Below are 25,378 nucleotides of genomic sequence, written 5' to 3' on the forward strand. Positions count from 1 at the left end.
GGGTTCTTGCGGTATCGGGCTGGTATTTGGGGCGATCAAGTTCAAAAAGCCGTTGGCCAATCGCTTATTGATCGCAAGCGTGGTGGCGGTGTTGACCACCTTGCCTCTGCCGTTCATCACCTCACTGTGGATGATGACGCTGATGGTGTTTGTTGGCGGGGCAATCAGCTCACCGACCTTTATCACCGGCATGACCCTGATCGAGCGCATCGTGCCAACCACCCAGATAACCGAAGGCATCACTTACGCCATGACCGGCGTGCTGATTGGCTTCTCGGCGGGTTCAGCCGCGTCGGGATGGGCCATCGATAACTTCGGCGCTTCCAACGGATTCTGGATTGCCGTGGCGGGCGGCGGCGTGGCGTTACTCGCCATGCTGACGGGATATCGCCTGCTGGCGGCGTTGTCGCAAAGAGACGCGTCGGAAAATGACCTGCAACTGAGCCACGAGTAACTGCAACCTTCCGGCAGAAAACAATCTGTCGGAAGGTTATTCCCAAAATTTTAGTTGTGCCGAGTCCCTAAATCTCTATCTGAAGCATCCCCTTCGAGTAAATGACTAAGTTCATCCACGCGACGAATCAGCCCATTTTCCACTTCATACAGCGCCACGACCTTCACTTTCACGCTCTGTCCATTATGTTTAATGGCATTAACAATATGCACGCTAGCCAGTGATTGGCCGCTGGCAATCACCTTTTCAAAGTTAACCGTGGCGGATTGTAATGTGGCTTTTAAGGTTCGGGCGTGCTCGACAAACAGGGCGTGATCCAACACTTTTCCATCAGCATGTTGCTGGTAATCTGAGGCGAAATAGCGACCCGTCTGCTCCGCCGTTTCTGCGGGATCGAACAGCGAGTTAAAAACTTTTGTCAGAAATTGGTGTGCTTGAATGTGTGTCATGGGGCGGTCCTCGTGGTAGATGAATTGACGAGGGTTACAATAGAGCGATATTTTTGGCGTTATGACGGCTATTAAGCCAATTTATACGGTGATCACGCCATGATTTCAGAATCTGACACGAATAGGGCATTACGCTGGGCCGATTTCGTCGAGCCGCAAGGAAAGACCACGCCTGTGCATCACCACACTGACGGCCAGCTGCTGGGCACTCACCGGGGGTTACTGACGCTGGATTTTGAGCACAGCCATCGGGCGATCCCCGCCACCTACGCGGTTTGGGTACCTTCGGGATATCCTCACGGTATGCGTTCGCATGGGGCATTTGACGGCTGGAGTCTTTATGTCCGTGAAGATGTAACTCGAGCGCTGCCGCAAACGCCGAAAACATTCCATGTGGAAGGGCTGTTGCGAGAAGCATTAAAACGGGTCAAAAGCTTGGGCGAGAGAAGCCCTGCGGAACAGGCCAGCGGGGCGCTGACGCAGGTCATTTTAGATGAAATTCGCACACTACCCGCCACGGCATTGGAGCTACCGATACCCAAAGATCCTCGTCTGATTAGTCTCGTGCGACGATTGCTCAGTGATGTGAGTGTTCAGCTGCGCGAGGAGCAATGGGCAGAAAATGCCGGATTATCAGTCAGAACGCTGGTGAGGCTCTTTCCGGCACAAACCGGTTTGACGTTCACAGCATGGAGGCAGAGAGCCAGAATGATGCGGGCGATGGAGCTTTTAGCAGATGGAATGGCGGTGCAGAACGTCGCGCTGGAGGTCGGTTACGACAACGCCAGCGCCTTTATTGCAGTATTTCGTAAACTGACCGGCACGACGCCGGGCCACTATTTCTAATCGAAAGTGGCCATTAAAACAGAGAAAACAGCACCACCACCGGCAAACTCATTGGCCAAGTAAAGCCGATCAGCGCCGAGGTTAACAGACGGATTTTAAACGTATCGCGGCTGACCAACAGAGTGAAGACCGCTGCCAGCGCCAAACCACCCCAGTAAATTGTTTTTATGACTTCCCACCACACGTGCACGACATACCCCTAACAACAGCCAAAAATAGATAAAGCAGGGCATATTCTAGGGCGTTAACATTTGGTAATCAAATAATGTGTGTTTTAGCTCACGTTTTTACAGAGTTTACATCTGCACATAGATTTACGCGTGGAAACAACAGGGCGTTAACCTTTCACCCTGATGCGTTACAGCGAGCGCAGATGGCCGCGAATAGAGGTCGGCGCAAAACCAAAGCGTTTGCGAAAACGTTCTGCAAAGCGCGATCCGCTCTCATAGCCGACCTGATGGGCGATATGGGAAATGGCTAAATCCGTACACTGCAGCAGGCGCAGCGCGTGAGTCATGCGTACATCTATCATCAGATTGCGCAGCACGCTGTTCTCGGTCGCCAGCCTGCGGCGCAGCATCACTTCATTCATCATCAGCTTCTCAGCCACCTCGGCGGCCGTGAAAGACTTGTGCAGATTATTGACCAGCAGATCGCGCACTTGCTGCGTGACGCTTTCACTGTGCTGCCGAGAGTAGCTAATGCCCATATGAGACAGCCACAGCAGCTGCTCAATCATCCGGTGGCGGGCGATGGTCGGCGGCAGGCTGTTTTGCCACAGCATGGAGTGATGGGTGTCAGTAAACGATTGCTTAAACGCCGGAGGAATATGCGGAATGACGCGAATGTCTTCGACCGTGATCAAAGCCCCTTCAAAGGGCGAGACGTACAGGCGGGAATCGCAAAATAGCGAGCTATCCCACGCCATAATGGCGCAGCTGAAAATGCCTTCATCAGAAGGAACATTGGTAATGCTCAGAGAATGGCCGCTATTTACCGCCAGCATCTCGCCACTTTGAATCGCGGTTTCTTGTAAACCGTGGCGCAGGGTGGAATGGCCCTGAAGGATTAATATGAGTTCGGGTTTATCGACGAAAATATCGCTGGTATGCAGCTCACTGTGCTGAATAAGCAGTGAGGCTGTACCAATCCCTGGAGATACTTTTATTTTACGAACCATCGCGATTTTGCCCGAAGCCGCACGTCATATTGCCGACGCTGTCCCAGGGTTTAATTACCCTTGAACCATTGCCGATATTTTCGTCGGTGAAAACGATATTAGTGAGGGCGACAGAGAAAAGACACCGGGTAAGGGCGGCTTATTCTCTGTCTATGAAGCCTTTAATATACACAAGAAGCTAAGAAAGTGGCTAGCAATGGTGTTAGGGAAACTATTATTGATCGCGCATGGCGATTGCTCTGTCGGTAAAACGCCCATAGGTCGAATTGACCTCCTGCTGTTTTACGGACTGGCCAATAAGCTCAGCCAATTGATCCATCCGTGCCTGCAATAGAGTTTTAATCTGAGTTTCATTATCCAGAATACGTCGCAGACTCTGACGGACAATATTTTGGATATTCAATGAGGTCTCTTCTGACAGCGGCAGTGTGGTGGTTGCCTCTACCGCCTTCAGGTAACTGACTTCAAGTTCTACCAATTCATCCCACTTTTCTTCTTTCGCCAGCAGCAACATTTGTTCGCTTAGCGTCAGGATCATCTGATACTCATTAACCAGGTACTGATGTCGATCCATTATATTGGTCCTGCGAGGGGTGATAGTTAGGGCCGATTTGCCGCCAGGCATCGGCTATATTTTCCAGCAATGCCATAACTTCAGTAATAGCCTGCTGATCGTTATGCAAATTGGCATGTATTAAACGGCGAACCATGTAGGAATAGAGCGCTTCCAGATTATCAACTAATTCTGGGTCGCCTTTCTCACGGCTTAAGCCAGCAATGAGTCCGTTATCGATGATATTAATGGCCTTCGACAGCGCATTGCCTTTCCCTGGAATATCCCCCTGCTGGATAAGAATACCGGCACGGATAAGGGCGCTGCGCGCCCCGTCAAATAACATCACCACTAACTGATGGGGTGATGCACTCATTACCGCACTTTCCAGACCGACTTGCGCATAGGCCTTAGCGCCGGAGTTCTTGTACATAATCAGTCCTTATTAACTTCCACTCATCGCGGCGAACTGCTGCGTCAAGTAGCTACCGGTGTTGGTTAATTTGTTAACCAGTACGGATAGGTTAGTAAATTGGTTTTTGTAGTTAGTCAGATTGAGCGTGATGCTGGCTTGGGTCTTGGTCATCTGATCTGACAGGTTTTTCAATGACTTGTTGATACCGTCTTCAGCAGCCTGAACGGTGCCGTTGGTTGGGTCCAGCATCTTGGTCAGCATGTTGGTCGCTTGAGTACCAAAACCGGTGGTTTTGCCGTCACCCGCGAAGAACTGCACCACGCTGCCCGGCTTTTTGGTGATCGCGTTGTTTAATTTGGTGCTATCTACCGTCAGCTTGCCGTTAACGTCTTGGGTGATCCCCATGCTTGCCAGAGTTGAGAAGTCCGCATTTGGCTGGGAAGACGCGATGCTGCCACGCAGCTGGGTAGTAATAGTACGCACCGTGCCGTCGCCGAACAGGGCGCCGTTGTTGGCGTTTTGGCTGTCAGCGCCTTTATCTACCGCGGTATAGGCCGTCTGGCTGGCGATGGTGGTTTGCAATGAGTTGTAGGCATCTACGTAGTTCTGGATAGCCTTAGTCATCGCGCTTGGATCTTGAGTCAGCGTTAAGGTTTCAGGGCCTGAAGAGCCTGAGCTGCCTGAATTTCCTGAGTTGGCGCTAGTCAGCGATTTCAATGTCAGCGTCACACCGTCCAATGCGTCTGATACCACGTTGCTGCTACGGGTGATTTCAATATCATTGTTGATAGTGAATTTGGCGTCTTGGGCCACAGTGGTGACTTTCATGCCGTTAGTGCTGGATGACGGGTTATAACCCACCACGTTGTTCAGCGCGTCATCGCCGGATACGCTTACGGACATAGCATTGGCCACGCCGGTATCATTGGCGGTGATAGACAAGTAATAGGTGTTGTCGTTAGCTTTAATGACGCTGGCGGTTACGCCGGCTTGCTTGGCGTTAATGGCATCACGAACGCCGTTCAGGCTGGTTTGATCATCCGTCAGCGGAATAGTGACTGGGTCTTTACCTGTCTGCGCAATAGTAATGGAGCGGTTAGCCGCACCCGTGGTGCCTAACGCGGCTTTAGGGTCTGATTTGGCTGCAGAGAGCAGAGACTGCGCCTGCGCTAACTGCGTGACGTTGATTTTGTATGAGCCCGCCGGAGCAGAAGCGTTTGGCGTCAACGCCGCGCTAAAAGAGGTGTTGGTGCTGGTAACCGACGTGCCTGCGATTTGGCTGGCGTTTTGCAGCGCGGTGGCGGCAGTCTTCAGCTTATCCAATGAAGTTTGCAAAATACTGAAAGAGGTCAGCTTCGCTTTATAAGATGTTTGTTGATTGGTCAGCGGTGTTAGACGATCATTTTCAGCTTTGGTCAGTGAATCCATCAAGCTGTTGAGGTCAAGACTGGTACCTGCACCGAGAGAACTTACACTAGCCATTATTTATATTCCTTAGAGAGAAGGGTGTTACCAGTGTTATCGGCAAGGATGGCACGAAGTTTATACCCGGCCGGATAAATTTTATGGCAAGAATAACCGCGCATATTAGGGGCAATTTGCGCCATTATTTGCAGGTGCAATAAAGGAAGGAATTAGCGTTCGGGGATTATTTTATAATTTTTTTAAATTCTGACTAAAGGTTCTGGGTGTAGCGCCGATACAAGTTTGGACGGTGATAAAGCCGTAGGCCGAAAGCCTAAACCTAAATAACAGAATTTAAGGAAATCATACTATGGCGGTAATCAACACTAACAGCTTGTCCCTGATGACTCAGAACAACCTGAACAAATCTCAAGCATCCCTGGGCACCGCCATCGAGCGTCTGTCTTCAGGTCTGCGTATCAACAGCGCAAAAGACGATGCAGCCGGTCAGGCGATTGCCAACCGCTTCACTTCTAACATCAATGGCCTGACCGTTGCTTCTCGTAACGCAAACGACGGTATCTCTCTGTCACAGACCGCTGAAGGCGCACTGAGCGAAATCAACAACAACTTGCAACGTGTTCGTGACCTGACCGTTCAAGCGCAGAACAGCTCTAACTCAGCATCTGACATCGACTCCATCCAGTCTGAAGTTAACCAGCGTATGGAAGAGATCAACCGCGTTACTAAGCAAACTGACTTCAACGGCATCAAAGTTCTGGACAACCGTACTGCTTCTACTAGCAGCTACGATTTCCAAGTGGGTTCTAAAGATGGCGAGCAAATCAGCATCGGTATCGGTTCAAGCGCTGGCTGGAACCTGGCTGCCTCTAACGGTGACGGCACTTCTAGCGACAACATCAACACCTACAAACCAACGACTGTTACTGCGCTGACTACTGCACAAACAGCGGCTAAAACTGCTAACGATGCTTACTTAGCTGCTAAGGCAACTTCTGACGCATCTGGCTTGCCAGCTGACGTTACTGCAACAGCAACTGCTAAAACTGCATTAGATACTGCAAACACCGCAGTAACAACTGCCTTGAAAACTTCTACTACTGCTAAAGAAGCAGTTAACGGCAACGCACGTACCGTTGCGGCAGAAGGTTTCGACGTTCTGAAAGGTACCGTAAGCAAAACTGGTACTGCTACCGGCTCAAGCCCACTGGCTGACATCGATGCTGCTCTGAAAGCGGTTGATACTCAACGTTCAGCTCTGGGTGCTTCTCAGAACCGTTTCGAATCTACCATCACTAACCTGAGCAGCACTGTTGATAACCTGACTTCAGCACGTAGCCGTATTCAGGATGCAGACTACTCTACCGAAGTTTCCAACATGAGCCGTGCGCAGATCCTGCAACAGGCTGGTACTTCAGTACTGTCTAAAGCTAACCAGGTTCCTCAGTCAGTATTGTCTCTGCTGCAGGGCTAATAGCTTCTCAGTTTTAATGCTTATAAAGGCGGCCTTTTGGCCGCCTTTTTCTTTGATTGAATGCCGAATTCACAGGGCATACTGCGGGCTGGTTATTGGAGGTATAACGCAATGAAAGAGATTCTGGTAAGCCAACCTGAGTATGTGCAGAACTTCAGCTGTATTGGTTCTGCATGCGAAGATCACTGTTGTAAACAATGGAATATCACGCTGGATAAGACCACCTATAACAAGTACCTAAAGAGTGAGATTCCTGGCGTAAAAAATATTGCGATTGAAAACATTACCAAGACCAAAAAAAGCCATAGCAGTTGGGCCTTGGTAAAGCTCAACGAGCAGGGCAATTGTTCTTATCTTGAGTCTGATAATCTGTGCAAGATCCATAAAACCATGGGGCCAGAGGCGCTAAGCGGCACCTGTTCTCTCTATCCACGCCAATATGTTTTGTATAAAAAAGAGCGCATTGAGAGCCTGAGCCTGTCCTGCCCGGAAGCGACCCGCAAGGTGCTGCTCACTGATACCGCCCTGAATATTAATAACTACAACGTTACCCAAACCAATTTCAATTCCCGACCTGATATCGGCATTGAAGGCAAAATCATTAATCTATTCTGCGCCAATTTACTGATGGTGCCGCAGGATAGAATTGAACAAAACCTCTACGCGATGACCTGTTTCCTGCTCTATGCGGAAAAGCAGACCGGCACGCTGGATGACAAATTCGCCGCGCTAGAGAATGTCTACTCAGCCCTGATCCAGCAATTGCAAAACGGTGAAACCTTCAAGGCTATGGCGAATATCAACAGCGAGCCTTTCTTCGAGTTAGCCTTAATTTACGGCATTCGTGGGGCGATTGATGAAGTCAAAGGCTGTCGCGGCAGCGCCGCCTTGGGTAAATTCACCGATCGACTGAATCAGCATTTCGCCACCACCCATACTCAGCAAGAGCTGGATGCCAACTTGGCTAAACTCAAGCAGGGCTGGGACAATACCGCGCTGCCGTGGCTCAACCAACGCCCGTACATTTTGCGCAACTACTTCCAATACCGGCTGTATCACGACCGTTTTGCTATTGATAAATCAATTCCCGTTATGAAGCAGCTCTACATGCTGGTGGTCGACTATTTCTATGTCAAATCTCTGCTCTCAGCCTATGTGCTGGAGAAAGGGGAGTTAACGGAGCAGACGGTGGTTGACGTGATGTACAGCTACCACTCCTATCGCCAGCACAATGAGCTCGCCAAAGCGCAATTCATGGCAGGGATCGACAGTGTCAAACGCAACGACGATCTTTCCGTCCTCCAGCTTCTGGTTTAACCCGCATACGCGGGTTTTTTCGCTTTTATTCATCACTTATTCACTTTTACTTACTTTTTTACTGTAATCTGCGCGGCGCATTCACTGATATAGTCACTGTGCGTTATTTGTACAGGTGCGCCGACATAATCCAAATAGCCGCGCTTTTCAGTCCTTATTCTGGCGATTGGAAAAAGCGGGCATACGCATAATAGTACAGACCCTCAATTTGCCAGGTTACGACAGTGAGCGATCTGTATACCGCCAGCGGCGTGATAGACAAAAATTCTTTGTGGCAGCGCTATGTTCCTTTAGTGCGCCATGAAGCCCTGCGTTTGCAGGTTAGGCTTCCCGCCAGCGTAGAGCTGGACGACCTGCTGCAAGCGGGGGGCATTGGGTTATTGAATGCGGTTGAACGGTTTGATGCCATGCAGGGCACGGCGTTTACGACTTATGCTGTGCAACGCATTCGCGGCGCGATGCTCGATGAGTTGCGCAGTCGCGACTGGGTGCCGCGCAGCGTGCGGCGTAATGCGCGCGAAGTGTCTCAGGCTATGCATCATGCCGAGCAACGGCTAGGACGCCCACCGAGCGAAGGCGAAGTGGCACAGGCGTTAGATATTCCCATTGAGGAATACCGCCAGATATTGATGGATACCAATAGCAGCCAGTTGTTCTCTTATGACGAATGGCGCGAAGAACACGGCGATACCGCCGAAGCGTTAATGGAAGGGCACGAAGAGGCCAACCCATTACACCATTTGCTGGAGGGTAATTTACGCCAGCGGGTAATGGACGCCATTGACGCACTGCCAGAACGGGAAAAAATGGTTCTGACACTTTACTACCAGGAAGAGTTGAATTTAAAAGAGATCGGGGCAGTACTGGACGTCGGGGAATCCCGCGTTAGCCAGCTACATAGTCAAGCGATCAAGCGTTTACGCGCTCGCTTGGCGAATGACCATTGATCCGCTTTTTCCTGGCCGGTTTTACATTTGATCATCCTTCACCAGGAATAAGTTTATGCCAGCCGGACTCAAAACGCGGCCGTTAAGCCGTTACTTAAAAGACTTTAAACATAGCCAGACTCAATGTTCACAATGTGGCAAAGAGCTGGATCGCATGGCGCTGGTGTTTCGCGGCCAGATCATCAATAAAGAGGCCATCGCCAAGATGGACCAGCCTATTGATGACGAAGTCTGGAACAACCTGTCGCAAGAACTGACCGCACTGTGCCGCTTTTGCAGCGAAATTAGCTGCAACAGCCATTGGTCTTACTTCGACATCATGGCGTTCAAGCAATATCTGTTCGAACAAACCGAGATGAACCACAGCACGGTACGTGAATACGTCGTCCGCCTGCGTCGTTTGGATGAGATTCTGGTTGCTCAGAACTATCCTCATGAGCGCACCAAGGGCGATAGCATTCACGAGCGTATTATCAATGACTTGCCGGTGGCAGCGCATGATAACTACCGCATCGCGCTGCGTAAGTATGACCAGTATCTGGCGTGGCAGAAATCCGCCTAATCGGCAGATTATCGCCCGACATCATGCGCAATATCAGCAACAGGCTCCCACGGGAGCCTGTTTTTTTTGCCTGACATCTGTCATCGCTTGTATAAATTCGCTATATAATTTATTGATAACGTCCTGTGCATTTTATCTCAATCTGACTTTATACATCATAACGATAGCGGCTCTCGCAAGCGCTTCAGGGGAACACTGTGCCTGCTCAAATTTCATTGCTTAAAAATCGGCTGGAAGCCTTCTCGCGCGTGGACTTGTTGGGCTGCGTCACGCCGCTCGAAAGACTTAACCGTCTTTCCGACTATTTTGGTCGCCCGATCTACATTAAACGTGACGATGTCACGCCGCTGGCACTCGGTGGTAACAAACTGAGAAAGCTGGAGTTTCTGGCCGCCGCCGCGCTAGAAGAGGGGGCTGACACGCTGATCACCGCCGGTGCCATTCAATCCAACCATGTGCGCCAAACCGCCGCCGTGGCTGCCAAGCTAGGCTTGAAATGCGTCGCGCTGCTGGAGAACCCCATTGGCACCACTCAGGCCAACTACCTGACTAACGGCAACCGCCTGTTGCTCGACTTATTCAATACCGAAGTGGTGATGTGCGACGCGCTGCATGACCCAATGGGCCAGCTTACTGAAGAAGCCGAAAAGCTCGAAGCACAGGGCTTCCGGCCTTATATCGTGCCAGTGGGCGGCTCCAACGCGCTGGGTGCTTTGGGCTACGTGCAGTGCGCACTGGAGATTGCCGAGCAGAGCGCGTCTAGCTTTGTCGATTTCAGCGCGGTGGTAGTGGCGTCAGGCAGTGCGGGGACTCACGCCGGATTAGCCGTAGCCTTAAGTCACCTGATGCCTGAAACTCAGTTGATCGGCGTGACGGTGTCACGTTCTGCCGAGGCGCAGCGCCCGAAAGTTGAAGCCATTGCTCGCGACGTCGCCAAGAGATTGCAGTTCGACGAAGCCCTGCCGGAGATCCACCTGTGGGACAGCTATTTTGGCCCGCGCTACGGCGAGCCGAGCGAAGAGGGGTTAGCCGCCATTAAACTGCTGGCGGAGAAAGAAGCCATGCTGCTGGATCCGGTTTACACCGGCAAAGCCATGGCTGGGCTGATTGATGGCTTAGAGCGCGGCCTTTTCCCCGGCTCAGGCCCGATTCTGTTCATTCATACCGGCGGCGCACCGGCGCTGTTTGCCTACCATCCTCAGGTGTAAAACCAAGGGTAACTGGCTGATATTTATTGCAACGCAGAGCGGCAATGGCATTGATAGGCTCAGCCTTTTGCCGCTCTTATGCTTGTCGGCTCCTACTTATGCTTTTCTGCACTAAGATTAGAGGATTATATTCCTGATAATCTTTTCAACCGATGCTAACGTGCGCCACGAGTAAAATAATTAATTCATAATTAATTCATGAGGTGAATATGGGTTTTTCAACACTGCGTCGTCGTTTACTTCTGGGTGCGGTCGCTGTCACTTTGACCAGCGGCATGGTCACAAGCAGCTTCGCGGCTGATGAAGGCCTGCTGGCTAAAGTCAAAGAGCGCGGCTCGCTGATTGTTGGCCTTGAGGGGACTTACCCTCCATTTAGCTTCCAAGGCGAAGACGGCAAACTGACCGGCTTCGAAGTCGAATTCGCTCAATCTCTGGCCGAGCACATGGGTGTTAAAGCCAAGCTGCAACCGACCAAATGGGACGGCATGCTGGCTTCGCTGGAATCCAAGCGTATCGACGTTGTGATCAATCAGGTGACTATCTCTCCTGAGCGCCAGAAGAAATATGACTTCTCCACCCCGTATACCGTTTCAGGTATTCAGGTGCTGACCAAGAAGGGCAACGAAGGCAACTTCGCTACGCCTGACACGCTGAAAGGCAAAAAAGTCGGCGTGGGCTTGGGCAGTAACTACGAGCAGTGGCTGCGCGCTAACGAGCCGGGCGTTGATATCCGTACCTATGATGATGACCCGACTAAATACCAAGACCTGCGCGTAGGCCGTATCGACGCGATTTTGGTTGACCGTCTGGCCGCGCTGGATCTGGTGAAGAAAACTGGCGATACCTTGGCTGTAGCGGGTAAACCTTTTGCGCGTCAGGAATCTGGCGTAGCGCTGCGTAAGAACAACCCAGAGCTGCTGGCTGCTATCGATAAAGCCATCGCTGATATGCAGAAAGACGGCTCACTGGCCAAAATCTCCGACAAGTGGTTTGGTGCTGACGTCACTAAGTAATGTCCGTCATGCTTGGGGCTGTTTCTCGCGACTTGGCGTGATTCAGCCCCAAAGATTTTGCGCTTAGAAATACGTTGAAGATGTAAAAGACCTAAGGGTTATAGATGCAAGAAAGTATTCAACTGGTGCTGGATTCAGCACCATTTTTATTGAAAGGCACGCTGTTCACGCTGCAATTAAGTTTGGGCGGGATGGTGTTCGGTCTGCTGTTGGGCTTTATCCTCGCGCTGATGCGCCTGTCCAAGTTCTGGCCGCTGTCATGGCTGTCGCGATTCTACGTGTCGATTTTCCGTGGAACGCCGCTGATTGCTCAACTGTTCATGATTTACTACGGCCTGCCGCAGTTCGGCATTGAGCTGGATCCTATTCCTTCGGCGATGATTGGTTTGTCACTCAATACCGCCGCTTACACCTCCGAAACCCTGCGCGCCGCGATTTCATCCATTGAAAAGGGCCAGTGGGAAGCCGCCGCCAGTATCGGCATGAGCTCATGGCAGACCATGCGCCGCGTGATTTTACCGCAGGCCGCCCGCACCGCGCTGCCGCCGCTGGGTAACAGTTTTATCGGTCTGGTGAAAGACACCTCCCTTGCTGCGACCATTCAGGTGCCAGAGCTGTTCCGTCAGGCGCAGTTGGTGACCTCGCGCACGCTGGAAGTGTTCACCATGTATCTGGCCGCCTCGTTGATTTACTGGGTATTGGCCACCGTATTGTCCTTCCTGCAAAATCGTCTGGAAGACCGCGTTAACCGTCAAGACAGGGAGCAGCTATGAGCACGATTGACGTTAAACAGCTGACCAAGAAATTCAACGGTCAGACGGTACTGCACGGTATCGATTTACAGGTAAATGCGGGTGAAGTGGTCGCCATTATCGGCCCAAGCGGCTCGGGTAAAACCACGTTGCTGCGCAGTATCAATCTGTTAGAAGAGCCGAATTCCGGCACCATTAAGGTCGGTAATATCGAGATCGACGGCAGTCGTTCCATCAGTAAGCAGAAAGAGAATGTGCGTAAACTGCGCCAGCAGGTGGGTTTTGTGTTCCAGAACTTCAACCTGTTCCCGCACCGTTCAGTTCTCGACAATATTATTGAAGGTCCGGTCATCGTTAAAGGCGAGTCACGCGAGAAAGCCGTGGCCTATGCCCGTCAGCTGCTGGAGAAAGTCGGGCTGAGCGGCAAAGAAGACGCTTATCCGCGCCGTCTGTCAGGCGGCCAGCAGCAGCGCGTCGCCATCGCCCGCGCACTGGCCATGAACCCGGAAGTGATTCTTTTCGACGAACCAACCTCCGCGCTCGACCCCGAGCTGGTGGGCGAAGTGCTCAATACCCATCCGCGCCTTGGCGCAAGAGCACCGCACCATGGTGATCGTCACCCACGAAATGAGCTTCGCCCGCGACGTCGCCGACCGCGCGATTTTCATGGACCAAGGGAAGATCGTCGAGCAAGGCCCCGCCAAAGAGCTGTTCTCGAATCCGCAGCATGCGAGGACAAAACAGTTTCTCGAGAAGTTTTTAACTCGCTAGTTAAAGGGGGGCGGCTGCCCACACCGTTTTAAGGTCAAAACCTTGCGTTGCCACGCAAACTGGCCCAGAAGGCGCGTAAGCGCGCGCCCTCTGGACTCCCGCGCTTTTTTTTGCTGGAAGAGCGAGGCTGCGCAGGGTTGGAATGGCCGTGTTTCAGTAGCTTCTGTGATCGCCGCGAAGTGCCGTCGCTTAGGCGATTCCCTCAGTTCGGGCTTCGAGCCATAGGTCTCGAACCACTCCCTCGGCGTCACTTCTGAACGCGGCTTACTGGCTTCTACACCGTGCCGTTTCAGTGGGTTTGGGTTTGCTCCTTCTCCTTTTCAAGGAGAGGGATGGGGTGAGGTTTGCTGCATTGAGCGTTGTATTAAACCACTCCTCATCCCTGCCTTCTCCTCTGAGAGGAGAAGGAGCAAAACCCAAACCCAAGACAAGCCCCCCTGAAACGGCACGGTTGAAATGCCCCAAAACCGCAGTCAAAAATGACGCTGAGCAAGAGGTTCAAGACCTAAGGCTTGAATCCCGCCGCGAAGGCACCGCCTAAGCGGCGGCATTTTGCGGTGGAGAACAGGTGTATCTGAAACACGTCCGCCCAGCGAGCGGAGCGCGTAGTGAAGAGCCGGGGAGTCTTGAGGGGCGCGGCGATAGGCGCCCCTCAAGGCCGGTGTGGCGGCAGCGCACGGTTTTGACCTTAAAAAGGCTAGTTTGCGTGGCTACGCAAGGTTTGAGCGGTGTGGGCGGCGAGCCCACGACCTTGACCTTGACCTTAAAGATTTAAAGCGGGTTTTGGGCAGCCAGCCCAAAGGTGCCCGACGATCACCCGATCGTCATCAAACTGGCATTTCCCCCCGCAGCCGCGGTATTAACACTCAGTGAACGCTCGATCAGCAGGCGTTCCAGCAGGATATTATCCTCACCTCGTGCGAAACCTTGGACTGACACTATGGCACCCGCGCGTTTAGCGATGGTCTGGCAAAGCTCGCGCAGCTGATCGGCGTCGCCGTGGTAGATAACCGCGTCAAACTCAGGCGCGGCGGTCTGCCACTCTTTGGCGAAATCGACGCGTTCTTGAACCGCTTTTGGCAGCTGTTTGAACAGGTCGCGCTGAAGCGCTGCCTCAGGCCACAATACGCGGCAGCCGGTGGCGGTGATGGCGGCGAGCTGAATCAGCGCGTCTTGCTGATTATCAGCCAGCGCCAGCACGCGCTCACGCGGCAGCAGGGCGTAGGTGTTGCGCTCACCCGTTGGGCCCGGCAGAGTGCGAACGGTGCCGCCCTGAGCCGTCAGAGCGAAGCGTTCCGCCAGCGCGGCCAGTGATTCATCTTTCTGCTCCACGGCCCACTGTTGCAGCGCACGGTGCGGCGCTAACAGGGCTTCGCGCAGCGTGACGTCCAGCGGCAGGGTTTTATCCTGTACGCTCAAGGTCTGCGCCACGGCTTCCTGTGGGCGGCTGCACAGCAGGCGATACAAGTACATCGGGCCACCGGCTTTCGGGCCAGTACCCGACAGACCTTCGCCGCCGAACGGCTGCACGCCAACCACCGCGCCAACCATATTGCGGTTCACATACAGGTTGCCGACGTTAGCTTTCGACGTCACGCGGTTAATGGTTTCGTCGATACGGGTGTGGATCCCGAGTGTCAGGCCATAACCGGCTGCGTTAATTTGGTCGACCAGCTTATCCAGATCCTGACGTGCATAGCGCACCACGTGCAGCACCGGGCCAAAGATCTCTTTCTTCAGCTCGTCGAAGCTCTCCAACTCAATCAGCGTTGGCTGGATAAAGGTGCCGCGTGACCACTCCTGCTGATCTTCACCTTGCTGCTGGGCGGCTTGATACACGCTGCGGCCCTTGGCGCGCATGGCGTCGATGTGCTTCTCAATGCCCGCTTTGGCCTCTTGGTCAATCACCGGCCCGATGTCGGTCGACAGGCGCTCAGGGTTGCCCATGCGGCATTCGGCCATTGCGCCGCGCAGCATTTGCAGAGTGTGCTCGGCCACGTCGTCCTGAATACAGAGCACGCGCAGAGCAGAGCAGCGCTGGCCCGCGCTGTCGAAGGCGGAAGCGACCACGTCGGTGACCACCTGCTCAGTCAAGGCCGAGGAGTCAACGATCATCGCGTTCAGACCGCCGGTTTCAGCAATCAGCGGAACAGGGCGGCCCTGCGGATCCAGACGCCCGGCGATGCTGCGTTGCAGGATGCCAGCCACGTCGGTGGAGCCGGTGAACAGCACGCCGCGGACGCGTTCGTCATTCACCAGTTGAGCACCTACGGTCTCGCCTTGGCCCGGCAACAGTTGCAGAACGCCAGCTGGAACGCCGGCTTCATGCAGGATGCGCACGGCCTGAGCGGCAATCAGCGGGGTCTGCTCGGCAGGTTTTGCCAGCACGCTGTTACCCGCGGCGAGGGCGGCGGCAATCTGGCCGCTGAAAATCGCCAGCGGGAAGTTCCACGGGCTGATACACACCACGGTGCCCAGCGGGCGGTGAGTGTTGTTGTCAAACTGTTCGCGAATCTGACCCGCGTAGTAGTGCAGGAAGTCGACCGCCTCGCGCACTTCGGCAATAGCGTTATTAAAGGTCTTTCCGGCTTCACGTACCAGCACGCCAAGCAAGCTTTGTAGCTCGCCCTCCATCAATTCTGCGGCACGTTGCAAGATTGCAGCGCGCTCTTCGGGAGGTGTCGCAAACCAGATACGGCCAGCGGCGGCAGCGGCGTCCAAGGCACGGCTAACTTCGCCCTCGGTGGCTTCGCGGACTTGCCCAACCACGTCTGTCGGCTCGGCTGGATTTACCACATCAATGAACGGACCTTCATCTAACTGGGCGTCAATCATTGGCTGCGCGGTGATGGGCTGAGCCGCGCCGCTGAGCAGGGCGCTGGACAGGGAGGCCAGACGGTGCTCGTTGGACATATCCAAGCCGGAAGAGTTGACGCGTTTTTCACCATATAAGTGACGCGGTAACGCAATGCGCGGATGCGGCAGGCCGACCTGACCCTCGCTGGCGGCCAGCGTTTCTACGGCTTTCACCGGATCAGCGACCAGCTCGTCTAATGGCAGGGTGGCGTCGGCAATGCGGTTAACGAAGGAGGTGTTTGCCCCGTTTTCCAGCAGGCGGCGCACCAGATAGGCCAACAGGGTTTCGTGAGTACCGACTGGGGCATAAATACGGCACGGGCGGTTCAGCTTGCCATCGGCAATTTTGCCCACCACTTGCTCGTACAGCGGCTCACCCATGCCGTGCAGGCATTGGAATTCATACTGGCCGGGATAGTAGTTGTTGCCCGCCAACTGGTAAATCGCCGCCAGCGTATGGGCGTTGTGGGTGGCGAACTGCGGGTAAATCAGGTTTGGCACCGCCAGCAGTTTTCGGGCGCAGGCCAGATAAGAGACGTCGGTATAGACTTTGCGGGTGTAGACCGGGTAGCCCTCAAGGCCGTCTACTTGGGCGCGTTTGATTTCGCTGTCCCAATAGGCCCCTTTAACCAGACGGATCATCAGGCGACGGCGGCTGCGCTGGGCCAGATTGGTCAGGTAATCAATCACCATCGGGCAGCGTTTTTGGTAAGCCTGAATCACGAAGCCGATACCGTTCCAGCCCGCCAGTTCAGGCTCGAAGCAGAGTTTTTCCAGCAGGTCGAGGGAGATCTCTAAACGGTCCGCTTCTTCGGCGTCGATGTTAATGCCAACGTCGTACTGGCGCGCCATCAGGGTTAGTGACAGCAGGCGCGGGTAGAGTTCGTCCATCACGCGCTCATACTGGGCGCGGCTGTAGCGCGGATGCAGGGCGGAGAGCTTGATAGAGATGCCCGGGCCTTCGTAAATACCCCGGCCATTCGAGGCTTTACCAATGGCGTGAATAGCTTGCTGGTAGGAGAGCAGGTAGGCCTGCGCGTCTTTCTCGGTCAGGGCCGCTTCGCCCAGCATGTCGTAAGAGTAGCGGAAGCCTTTCTCTTCATGCTTGCGCGCGTTAGCCAAGGCTTCGGCAATGGTTTCTCCGGTGACGAACTGCTCGCCCATCAGGCGCATCGCCATATCCACGCCTTTGCGGATCAGCGGCTCACCGCTTTTACCGATAATACGGTTCAGCGAGCGGGAGAGGTTGGCTTCATTGTGGGTCGCCACCAGTTTGCCGGTGAATAACAGACCCCAAGTCGCCGCGTTGACGAACAGCGACGGGCTGCGGCCAAGGTGCGAGTGCCAGTTGCCGGTGCTGATTTTGTCGCGGATCAGCGCATCACGGGTTGGTTTATCCGGAATACGCAGCAGGGCTTCGGCCAAACACATCAGCGCCACACCTTCCTGCGAGGAGAGGGAGAACTCCTGCAACAGGCTCTGCACCATACCGGCACGGCCATTGGCGCTTTTCTGGTTACGCAATTTGCTGGCGAGGTCATAGGCCAGTTTGTGCGCGGCCTGCGCCATATCCGCTGGCAGGCGGGCCTGCTCCAGCAGCATAGACACGGCTTCTGGCTCTGGGCGACGGTAGGCGGCGGTGATCGCCGAACGGTTAACCGACTGCGGCAAAATCTGCTCGGCGAAATCAAGGAATGGCTGGTGAGTTTCCAGCAGGCTGAGGGCAGGTTGCTCCTCATGGTCACTGATACCCGTCGCGTTCAGCGCAGGGATTTCCGGCAAGGCATCGCCATTTTCCAGGCGTTCCAGATAGGAATAAATAGCCTGCTTAATCAACCAGTGTGGCGTGCGATCAATACCCTGCGCGGCCACTTTCAAACGGTCACGTGTCGCTTCGTCTAGCTTCACGCCCATTGTCGTCATTCCCATCTTTCACTCCATAAGTCAGCCTGATAGGGCAATCGTTGATGTTTTCTGAGCAGCAATATCTTCTATGTTGCAACTTTGTGCAACCCTGTTAATTGCATGATGTGCAGCAATGCTAAATCTGGCTCAATTATTAACATTTTTAGCTGTGACGGGGATCGCTAATGGCGTTGGTTGACGGGAGTTGTGGGCGGTACAACTGCGCGCAATGCAAGGTGCAACCCGTAATCATAATAAATGTGACTGGTGACCAGTTTCATGTGACTGGCATGTTAAAAATCTTGTAATTGCGGTTTATGTCGATAACTATCCTGCCGAATTGGATTTTTACGCTGATATTTTTCACCCATAAAACGGCCCGCAGAGGCATATCAGCAGACAGGGGATTTACAGATTGAAAATTACAAGTGGAGAACTTGCATGACAATGAATACACCAATGGCGGTGACGTTTTGCGTTTATATCTTCGGAATGATTCTGATAGGGCTGATTGCCTATCTGCGCACTAAGAATTTCGACGACTATATTCTCGGTGGCCGCAGTCTGGGCAGCGTGGTGACAGCACTATCAGCCGGCGCCTCGGACATGAGTGGCTGGCTGCTGATGGGCTTGCCGGGCGCGATTTTTATCTCTGGAATATCAGAAAGTTGGATTGCCATCGGCCTGACAATTGGCGCTTATCTCAACTGGAAGCTGGTGGCGGGGCGCTTACGGGTGCATACCGAAGCCAACAACAATGCGCTAACCCTGCCAGACTACTTCACCCACCGTTTTGAAGATTCCAGCAAGTTACTGCGCATTATCTCGGCCATCGTGATTTTAGTGTTTTTCACTATTTATTGCGCTTCTGGCATCGTGGCTGGCGCGCGCCTGTTTGAAAGCACCTTCGGCATGACCTACGCCAACGCGCTGTGGGCCGGGGCTGCTGCGACTATCATCTACACCTTTATCGGCGGTTTTCTGGCGGTCAGTTGGACCGACACCGTGCAGGCCAGCTTGATGATCTTCGCGCTGATCCTCACGCCGGTTATCGTAATCTTGGCGGTCGGCGGCATTGATACCTCGATGATGGTGATCAAGGCCAAAAACCCTGAATACACTGATATGTTTAAAGGCATGAATCTGGTGGCAATTCTGTCGCTGCTGGGCTGGGGATTGGGTTATTTCGGCCAACCGCACATTCTGGCGCGCTTTATGGCCGCTGACTCTCACCGCACCATTCGCAGCGCCCGTCGCATCAGTATGACGTGGATGATCCTCTGTCTGGCGGGCACCATCGCGGTGGGCTTCTTTGGCATCGCCTACTTCAACAACAACCCGGCGCAGGCTGGAAACGTGACGGAAAACGGCGAGCGAGTGTTTATCGAGCTGGCAAAAATCCTCTTTAACCCGTGGGTGGCGGGCGTGCTGCTGTCGGCAATTCTGGCGGCGGTGATGAGTACCCTGAGCTGCCAGCTGCTGGTGTGCTCCAGCGCCATTACCGAGGATTTGTACAAAGCCTTCCTGCGTAAAAACGCCAGCCAGTTTGAGTTAGTGTGGATTGGCCGCGTGATGGTGCTGGTAGTGGCGCTGGTGGCGATTGCCTTGGCGGCGAACCCGGATAACCGCGTGTTAGGGCTGGTGAGCTATGCGTGGGCAGGCTTCGGCGCGGCATTTGGTCCGGTTATCCTGATCTCAGTGATGTGGCGTCGCATGACCCGTAACGGCGCGCTGGCCGGGATGGTAGTGGGCGCGGCGACCGTGCTTATCTGGAAACAGTATGCGTGGCTCGATCTGTACGAAATCATCCCAGGCTTTATCTTTGCTTCCATCGCCATCTGGGCGGTGAGCCTGATGGGGCGCAAACCTTCAATCGCGGTTGAAAACCGTTTCAACGCCGCAGAGGCGGAGTACAAAACCGTCTAATCGCCGACGTTTTGTATTGAACATTACGCCTAAGTGAGAGGGCGGAGCGGGGAAACCGGCTCCGCTCTTTTTTATCTCAGCCATTTTCTGGCGTTTTCTCTGAAATAATCAGCAATAAAATTTCCTGCTAAAAGCCGACAGTTGGCGCAAAAAAGCGCGGGTAGCCACTTGTTTTTATTTTTGCAGGAATGATAATCACTATCGTTTTCATTTTTACTTATCTTTACATGCTTTCCCTTGGATCCGCGCGGTTAGCGGGCATTGCGAAGGCGGGTAATTCTTGTTTTCAGCACCTCGGTGCCCGGAGTGTCAGCTATGTTCGTCCCCTTTCTCATCATGTTTCGCGAAGGGCTTGAAGCCGCGCTAATCGTCAGCCTGATAGCCAGTTACCTCAAGCGCACCCAGCGCGGACAGTGGCTTGGCGTGGTGTGGATTGGCGTTTTCATCGCCGCCGCGCTCTGTCTGGCACTGGGCATCTTCATCAACGAAACCACCGGCGAATTCCCGCAGAAGCAGCAAGAGCTGTTTGAAGGCATCGTGGCGGTGATTGCCGTCTGCATCCTGACGTACATGGTGTTCTGGATGCGCAAGGTGTCGCGCTCTATCAAAGTGCATCTGGAAGGGGCTATTGATAACGCGCTGAACTCAGGTCGCGGACAGGGCTGGGCGTTGGTGGCGATGGTGTTCTTCGCCGTGGCGCGTGAAGGGCTGGAGTCGGTCTTCTTCTTGCTGGCGGCGTTCCAGCAGGATGTCGGCATTGCCGCGCCAATCGGGGCGATTTTGGGTCTGGCCGCCGCCGTGGTGCTGGGCTTCCTGATTTACTACGGCGGCGTGAAGCTGCACCTCGCCAAGTTCTTCAAATGGACCAGCCTGTTCATTCTGTTTGTGGCTGCGGGATTGGCCGCCGGAGCTATTCGCGCCTTCCACGAAGCCGGTCTGTGGAACAGCATGCAGGACATCGCCTTTGACTTGAGCAACGTGCTGTCGACGCATTCGCTGTTCGGCACCTTGCTGGAAGGCATGTTTGGTTATCAGGAAGCGCCGACCGTCAGCGAAGTTTCGGTCTACTTCCTCTACCTGATCCCGGCACTGATTCTGTTCTTCTTGCCACAGGGGAAACAGCCGGTGGTTGCACCTGCCGCGGGCCAGAAGACCCAGCGCTAAGCGCAACAGTCTGTTTAAAAACAATTTCTTTAATAACAGTGATTTAATAATTTTAACAACCGCCTTTAACAGGGCGCCTTTAATAGGGGTGTTACCCGATGTCCAAGTCAAACACGCTGTTCCGCCGTACTGCCTTGCAGGTTGCTCTGCTCTCCTTGCCGCTGTTCGGCCTGAGCGCCAACGCACTGGCGGCGGATATTCCACAAGTCAAAATCACGGTAAACGATAAGCAGTGTGATCCAATGTCACTGACCGTACCTGCCGGTAAAACGCAGTTTGTGGTGCACAACGCCAGCCAGAAAGGGCTGGAGTGGGAGATCCTCAAAGGCGTGATGGTGGTGGAAGAGCGTGAGAACATCGCGCCGGGGTTTACCCAGAAGATGACGGCAAATCTGGAGCCGGGCGAATATGACATGACCTGCGGCCTGTTGAGCAACCCGAAGGGCAAGCTGACGGTGACCAGCGAAGGCGCAAGCACCGCCACCAAACCTGACGCCATGGCGCTGGTTGGGCCAATCGCGGAATATAAAGTCTATGTGACTCAGCAAGTGGGTGAACTGGTTTCCCACACCAAAGCGTTCACTGACGCGATTAAGAAAGGCGACCTGAAACAGGCGCAATCTCTGTACGCATCAACCCGCATTTACTACGAGCGCATTGAGCCAATCGCCGAGCTGTTCTCTGACCTCGACAGCAGCATTGACGCCCGTGAAGACGATTTTGAGAAGAAAGCCGAAGACCCGAAATTCACCGGTTTCCACCGTCTGGAGAAAATCCTCTTCGCGGATAAAACCACCAAAGGCACCGAGCCTTATGCTGATAAGCTCTACACCGACGTGCAGGATCTGCAAAAACGTATCACTGACCTGACCTTCCCACCGAACAAAGTGGTTGGCGGTGCGGCGGACCTGATCGAAGAAGTGGCCTCCAGCAAAATCAGCGGTGAAGAAGATCGTTACAGCCGCAGCGACCTGTGGGACTTCCGCGCCAACCTTGATGGTTCGCAGAAAATCGTCAACCTGCTGCGCCCGTTGCTCGAAAAAGCCGACAAGCCGCTGCTGGATAAAATTGACGCGAACTTCAAGACCGTCGATGCCCTGTTGGATAAATACAAAACCAAAGACGGTTACGAGAGCTATGAGAAGCTGACCGACGCTGACCGCATTGCGATGAAAGGGCCGATCACCACGCTGGCGGAAGATCTGGCGAAGTTACGTGGCGTGTTGGGCCTCGATTAATTCCTCTGCATACTTCGCGCCGCAGGTGCGTTGGCTGCCCTTAGTTACCCGAATCACTGACCTGTGTCAGCTCATCGGGTTCCTTCGGTTGCCGCCTTCCTGCGACACGAATTATTTTGGGGAAGTGCAAGTTAGGCGTTTGAAATATCACAATAAAGGAGCGCCACGGCGCTCCTTTCGCGTAGTGGCAAGCAGTAGAGTTTGTTGAGGCAAAGCAATGAGTGACAAAAACGACAAAGCGCCTGAATCTCAGGATGTTTCCTCCTCGCGCCGACGTTTGTTGAAAGGCGTCGGTTTGATGGGGGGCGTGTTGGCCCTTGGCGGCGCGGCGGCGGCCGGTGTTGAAAACCAGCAGGCGTCGAAGACCACGGGGTCGAAGCCGGGCTATGAGCCGGGCACGGTTTCTCCTGACGAGCGCTGGAGCAAGCAGCCTTTCCACGGCGTGCATCAGGCCGGGATTCTGACGCCACAACAGGCGTCGATGATGCTGGTTTCCTTTGACGTGCTGGCGACCAACAAGGCGGATCTTGAGCGGCTGTTCCGTTTATTGACCACCCGTTTCGACTTCCTCACCACGGGAGGCACTGCGCCAGAAGTTGACCCGAAATTCCCGCCGATGGATTCAGGCGTAATGGGGCCTGAGATTTACCCGGACAACCTGACCATGACGCTCTCCGTCGGCGATTCATTGTTTGACCAGCGCTTTGGCCTCGCTGCGCACAAGCCGCTGAAGCTGCAACGCATGGAGCGTTTCCCGAACGATTCGCTGGACGCCAAACTGTGCCACGGCGACATGCTGCTACAGATTTGCGCCAACAACAGTGACACGGTGATCCACGCGCTGCGCGACATCATCAAGTACACGCCGGACCTGCTCAGCGTGCGCTGGCGTCGCGACGGCTTTATCTCTTCCCACGCCGCGCGCAGCCAAGGCAAAGAGACGCCAATCAACCTGCTGGGCTTTAAAGACGGCACCGCCAACCCGGACACCAAAGACGCGCCGCTGATGGATAAAGCCATCTGGGTGACGCCAGAGCAGGGCGAACCTGCGTGGGCGGTGGGTGGCAGCTATCAGGCAATGCGCATTATCCCAATGCACGTCGAGTTCTGGGACCGCACGCCGTTGCAAGAACAGCAAACCATCTTTGGCCGCCAAAAACACAGCGGCGCGCCTTTGGGAATGGCAAAAGAGCACGACGTGCCCGATTACAGCAAAGACCCGGACGGCAAGGTGATTCCGCTTGATGCCCACATTCGCTTGGCTAACCCGCGCACCAAAGCTACCGATGACAGTCTGATGCTGCGTCGCGGCTACAGCTACTCGCTGGGGGTGACCAATTCAGGACAGCTGGAGATGGGGCTGCTGTTTGTCTGCTTCCAGCACGACTTGGAGAAAGGCTTCCTCGCGGTGCAAAAACGCCTTAATGGCGAGCCGCTGGAGGAGTACATTCGCCCGGTTGGCGGCGGCTTCTTCTTCACGCTGCCCGGCGTGCAGGATGAGAAGCACTATTTGGGGCAGTCGCTGATCGAAGCATAATTCAGCAAACCGCAGAATATCCCCCTTAGCTCTGTCAGGAGAAAGGGGGATAGATTTCATTTTCTTACGCCTCGTTACCGAATTCACCGCCTGTTAATACTCCTGCTAATTCATAAAAATCTGAGGAATGTCATGATGCTAAGTCGTTACGACGTCCGAGGAAACCCTGTTTATGACCATCAATCATCAGCGCCGAAAACTGCTTATTTTGGGTGTTGGCATGGCACTCACTGCGCCACGCGTGTATGCCAAATCTGTTGCCGTGCCGGTCTCGCTGACCTCTGACGCCGCGCAAATCAACGTCACCATTCCGTCTGCTGATAAACGCAGTCGAGTCTTCACCCTCGACAACCCGCAGCGGGTGGTGATTGATGTGCCGATGGAGGCTTTTCCTCCGGCGCTTATCCACTCGCTGACCGTGTTAAAGCAAAAATTCCCGTGGCTGGTTCACACCCAGATTGCCCATTTCACGCCGCAAATTACCCGAATCGTGCTGCAACTGAGCGCCACGCCGCGTTTGCAGCGCACCAAGACGGCGGGCCAGTTGCAAGTCGGTATTAGCCTGCCGAGTGGGGCCGTCAGTCAGGCTTTGCCAAACGCCGCCGCGCCGGTTGCCGCCAAGAAGCCGCTGCTGGTGATGATCGATCCCGGCCACGGCGGTAAAGATCCGGGGGCAATTGGCAATGAAGGCACCTATGAAAAACACGTGGTGCTGCACATCGCCAAACGACTGCAAACCCTGTTAGATCAGGAGCATGGCATTCATGCCGTGCTGACGCGGCAAGATGATGTGTTTATCCCGCTGTACCATCGGGTGAGTCTGGCGCACCAGCATGAGGCCGACCTGTTTATCTCGATTCACGCCGACGGCTTTACCAGTGATGATGTCTCGGGGGCCTCGGTCTTTGCGCTGTCGCCGCACGGCGCGGGGAGTGCCATGGCGCGCTACCTTTCGCAGAGTGAGAACAGCGTCGACGTGCTGTATGACGATGATTTCAAAACCGACGATCCTTATCTGAAGGAGACGCTGTTTGACCTCGACCAGCGCGAAACCATCAGCCGCAGCCTGGATTTTGGCCGCCATTTGGCGTCGAACATTATCAAGGTTCACCATATGCACAGCCCGCACCCCGAGCAGGCGGGCTTTGCGGTGCTGAAGTCTCCGCGCATTCCGTCGGTGCTGGTGGAAACCTCCTTTATCACCAATAAGCATGAAGAGAAGCTGCTCGGCGAGCCGGTATTTCAGGAGAAGATGGCCCGTGCGCTGGCCGAGGGGATCAACAGTTATTTCCTCAATGAAAAGAAAAATAATCTGCTGAGCTGACCTGCCGTTTAACCGTTTTCTTGTAAATTGAATGAGTAAGCTAAAAAATTTACTCATTGGCG

The 25,378-nt window shown here is 54.1% G+C and carries 21 protein-coding genes and 1 pseudogene; 15 read left to right on the plus strand and 7 right to left on the minus strand.

Annotation, left to right across the window (positions count from 1 at the left end; genetic code table 11):
* The coding region (locus tag GEAM_RS07475) for an MFS transporter (RefSeq protein WP_156965799.1) at window positions 1–454 on the plus strand (454 nt) is incomplete at its 5' end.
* 50 nt (window positions 455–504) lie between these two features.
* Here the strand turns inward: GEAM_RS07475 and GEAM_RS07480 are convergent.
* Window positions 505–903, minus strand: coding sequence for a nuclear transport factor 2 family protein (locus GEAM_RS07480; RefSeq protein ID WP_051899442.1), 399 nt, complete (start codon window positions 901–903; stop codon window positions 505–507).
* 99 nt (window positions 904–1,002) lie between these two features.
* Between GEAM_RS07480 and GEAM_RS07485 the strand changes: the two genes are divergently transcribed.
* On the plus strand, window positions 1,003–1,749 hold the full coding sequence (locus tag GEAM_RS07485; RefSeq protein WP_034790123.1) for a helix-turn-helix transcriptional regulator: 747 nt from the start codon (window positions 1,003–1,005) through the stop codon (window positions 1,747–1,749).
* A gap of 13 nt (window positions 1,750–1,762) precedes the next feature.
* On the opposite strand, the gene GEAM_RS22600 is transcribed toward GEAM_RS07485, so the two are convergent.
* The 5 genes from GEAM_RS22600 to fliD form a co-directional block, all read right to left on the minus strand.
* Window positions 1,763–1,939 carry a GhoT/OrtT family toxin gene (locus tag GEAM_RS22600; protein ID WP_034790125.1) on the minus strand — a complete coding sequence of 59 codons (177 nt, stop codon included), beginning with the start codon at window positions 1,937–1,939 and terminating at the stop codon, window positions 1,763–1,765.
* A gap of 168 nt (window positions 1,940–2,107) precedes the next feature.
* Window positions 2,108–2,929, minus strand: coding sequence for a helix-turn-helix transcriptional regulator (locus GEAM_RS07495; RefSeq protein WP_034790127.1), 822 nt, complete (start codon window positions 2,927–2,929; stop codon window positions 2,108–2,110).
* Between the two features lie 214 nt (window positions 2,930–3,143).
* Window positions 3,144–3,503, minus strand: a complete 360-nt coding sequence (gene fliT / locus GEAM_RS07500; RefSeq protein WP_034790129.1) for a flagella biosynthesis regulatory protein FliT — start codon at window positions 3,501–3,503, stop codon at window positions 3,144–3,146.
* Window positions 3,478–3,915, minus strand: a complete 438-nt coding sequence (gene fliS / locus GEAM_RS07505; RefSeq protein ID WP_034790131.1) for a flagellar export chaperone FliS — start codon at window positions 3,913–3,915, stop codon at window positions 3,478–3,480. The genes fliT and fliS overlap by 26 nt, the downstream gene beginning before the upstream one ends.
* Before the next feature lie 12 nt (window positions 3,916–3,927).
* Window positions 3,928–5,379, minus strand: coding sequence for a flagellar filament capping protein FliD (gene fliD, locus GEAM_RS07510; protein ID WP_034790133.1), 1,452 nt, complete (start codon window positions 5,377–5,379; stop codon window positions 3,928–3,930).
* Between the two features lie 292 nt (window positions 5,380–5,671).
* Between fliD and GEAM_RS07515 the strand changes: the two genes are divergently transcribed.
* From GEAM_RS07515 to tcyN, 8 genes and pseudogenes are all read left to right on the plus strand, one after another.
* Complete coding sequence (locus GEAM_RS07515) at window positions 5,672–6,796, plus strand: FliC/FljB family flagellin (protein ID WP_034790135.1); 1,125 nt, start codon at window positions 5,672–5,674, stop codon at window positions 6,794–6,796.
* A gap of 111 nt (window positions 6,797–6,907) precedes the next feature.
* Complete coding sequence (gene fliB / locus GEAM_RS07520; protein WP_034790137.1) at window positions 6,908–8,113, plus strand: flagellin lysine-N-methylase; 1,206 nt, start codon at window positions 6,908–6,910, stop codon at window positions 8,111–8,113.
* Between the two features lie 224 nt (window positions 8,114–8,337).
* Window positions 8,338–9,060: an RNA polymerase sigma factor FliA gene (locus GEAM_RS07525; RefSeq protein WP_034790139.1), complete on the plus strand. Its 723-nt coding sequence runs from the start codon at window positions 8,338–8,340 to the stop codon at window positions 9,058–9,060.
* 55 nt (window positions 9,061–9,115) lie between these two features.
* Window positions 9,116–9,622, plus strand: coding sequence for a flagella biosynthesis regulatory protein FliZ (fliZ, locus tag GEAM_RS07530; protein WP_034790141.1), 507 nt, complete (start codon window positions 9,116–9,118; stop codon window positions 9,620–9,622).
* Between the two features lie 215 nt (window positions 9,623–9,837).
* On the plus strand, window positions 9,838–10,830 hold the full coding sequence (locus tag GEAM_RS07535) for a D-cysteine desulfhydrase (RefSeq protein ID WP_473723503.1): 993 nt from the start codon (window positions 9,838–9,840) through the stop codon (window positions 10,828–10,830).
* Between the two features lie 209 nt (window positions 10,831–11,039).
* Entirely contained in the window at window positions 11,040–11,843 is an 804-nt protein-coding gene (gene tcyJ / locus GEAM_RS07540) for a cystine ABC transporter substrate-binding protein (RefSeq protein WP_034790146.1), read from the plus strand.
* 104 nt (window positions 11,844–11,947) lie between these two features.
* Window positions 11,948–12,616, plus strand: coding sequence for a cystine ABC transporter permease (gene tcyL, locus GEAM_RS07545; RefSeq protein ID WP_034790147.1), 669 nt, complete (start codon window positions 11,948–11,950; stop codon window positions 12,614–12,616).
* Window positions 12,613–13,366 (plus strand): annotated as a pseudogene (gene tcyN / locus GEAM_RS07550) (L-cystine ABC transporter ATP-binding protein TcyN). The gene tcyL and the pseudogene tcyN overlap by 4 nt, the downstream one beginning before the upstream one ends.
* Window positions 13,367–14,179: 813 nt before the next feature.
* Here tcyN and putA read toward each other — a convergent pair.
* Complete coding sequence (putA, locus tag GEAM_RS07555; RefSeq protein ID WP_034790148.1) at window positions 14,180–18,151, minus strand: trifunctional transcriptional regulator/proline dehydrogenase/L-glutamate gamma-semialdehyde dehydrogenase; 3,972 nt, start codon at window positions 18,149–18,151, stop codon at window positions 14,180–14,182.
* A 417-nt stretch (window positions 18,152–18,568) separates the two neighbouring features.
* Here putA and putP point away from each other — a divergent pair, with 417 nt between their 5' ends.
* From putP to GEAM_RS07580, 5 genes are all read left to right on the plus strand, one after another.
* The gene (putP, locus tag GEAM_RS07560; RefSeq protein ID WP_034790149.1) at window positions 18,569–20,053 is read left to right on the plus strand and encodes a sodium/proline symporter PutP; all 1,485 of its coding nucleotides are present in this window, start codon (window positions 18,569–18,571) and stop codon (window positions 20,051–20,053) included.
* 315 nt (window positions 20,054–20,368) lie between these two features.
* Window positions 20,369–21,217: an iron uptake transporter permease EfeU gene (gene efeU / locus GEAM_RS07565; protein WP_034790150.1), complete on the plus strand. Its 849-nt coding sequence runs from the start codon at window positions 20,369–20,371 to the stop codon at window positions 21,215–21,217.
* Window positions 21,218–21,315: 98 nt separating this feature from the next.
* Window positions 21,316–22,455 (plus strand): iron uptake system protein EfeO, encoded by a 1,140-nt coding sequence (gene efeO, locus GEAM_RS07570; RefSeq protein WP_034790151.1) that lies wholly within the window; start codon window positions 21,316–21,318, stop codon window positions 22,453–22,455.
* Window positions 22,456–22,672: 217 nt separating this feature from the next.
* A complete protein-coding gene (efeB, locus tag GEAM_RS07575; protein ID WP_034790152.1) occupies window positions 22,673–23,992 on the plus strand; it encodes an iron uptake transporter deferrochelatase/peroxidase subunit in 1,320 nt (439 codons plus the stop codon).
* 220 nt (window positions 23,993–24,212) lie between these two features.
* Window positions 24,213–25,316 carry an N-acetylmuramoyl-L-alanine amidase gene (locus GEAM_RS07580; protein ID WP_244956624.1) on the plus strand — a complete coding sequence of 368 codons (1,104 nt, stop codon included), beginning with the start codon at window positions 24,213–24,215 and terminating at the stop codon, window positions 25,314–25,316.
* Window positions 25,317–25,378: the final 62 nt, after the last annotated feature.

The sequence above is a fragment of the Ewingella americana ATCC 33852 genome (assembly GCF_000735345.1).
Classification (GTDB): Bacteria; Pseudomonadota; Gammaproteobacteria; order Enterobacterales; family Enterobacteriaceae; genus Ewingella; species Ewingella americana.

Excerpts from the sequence above, each read along its gene's own strand:
- GEAM_RS07480 (WP_051899442.1), bottom strand. The coding sequence starts at position 903 with ATGACACACATTCAAGCACACCAATTTCTGACAAAAGTTTTTAACTCG.
- GEAM_RS07485 (WP_034790123.1), top strand. The coding sequence starts at position 1,003 with ATGATTTCAGAATCTGACACGAATAGGGCATTACGCTGGGCCGATTTC.
- GEAM_RS07495 (WP_034790127.1), bottom strand. The coding sequence starts at position 2,929 with ATGGTTCGTAAAATAAAAGTATCTCCAGGGATTGGTACAGCCTCACTG.
- fliT (WP_034790129.1), bottom strand. The coding sequence starts at position 3,503 with ATGGATCGACATCAGTACCTGGTTAATGAGTATCAGATGATCCTGACG.
- fliS (WP_034790131.1), bottom strand. The coding sequence starts at position 3,915 with ATGTACAAGAACTCCGGCGCTAAGGCCTATGCGCAAGTCGGTCTGGAA.
- fliD (WP_034790133.1), bottom strand. The coding sequence starts at position 5,379 with ATGGCTAGTGTAAGTTCTCTCGGTGCAGGTACCAGTCTTGACCTCAAC.
- GEAM_RS07515 (WP_034790135.1), top strand. The coding sequence starts at position 5,672 with ATGGCGGTAATCAACACTAACAGCTTGTCCCTGATGACTCAGAACAAC.
- fliB (WP_034790137.1), top strand. The coding sequence starts at position 6,908 with ATGAAAGAGATTCTGGTAAGCCAACCTGAGTATGTGCAGAACTTCAGC.
- fliZ (WP_034790141.1), top strand. The coding sequence starts at position 9,116 with ATGCCAGCCGGACTCAAAACGCGGCCGTTAAGCCGTTACTTAAAAGAC.
- tcyJ (WP_034790146.1), top strand. The coding sequence starts at position 11,040 with ATGGGTTTTTCAACACTGCGTCGTCGTTTACTTCTGGGTGCGGTCGCT.
- tcyL (WP_034790147.1), top strand. The coding sequence starts at position 11,948 with ATGCAAGAAAGTATTCAACTGGTGCTGGATTCAGCACCATTTTTATTG.
- putA (WP_034790148.1), bottom strand. The coding sequence starts at position 18,151 with ATGGGAATGACGACAATGGGCGTGAAGCTAGACGAAGCGACACGTGAC.
- putP (WP_034790149.1), top strand. The coding sequence starts at position 18,569 with ATGACAATGAATACACCAATGGCGGTGACGTTTTGCGTTTATATCTTC.
- efeU (WP_034790150.1), top strand. The coding sequence starts at position 20,369 with ATGTTCGTCCCCTTTCTCATCATGTTTCGCGAAGGGCTTGAAGCCGCG.
- efeO (WP_034790151.1), top strand. The coding sequence starts at position 21,316 with ATGTCCAAGTCAAACACGCTGTTCCGCCGTACTGCCTTGCAGGTTGCT.
- efeB (WP_034790152.1), top strand. The coding sequence starts at position 22,673 with ATGAGTGACAAAAACGACAAAGCGCCTGAATCTCAGGATGTTTCCTCC.
- GEAM_RS07580 (WP_244956624.1), top strand. The coding sequence starts at position 24,213 with ATGGCACTCACTGCGCCACGCGTGTATGCCAAATCTGTTGCCGTGCCG.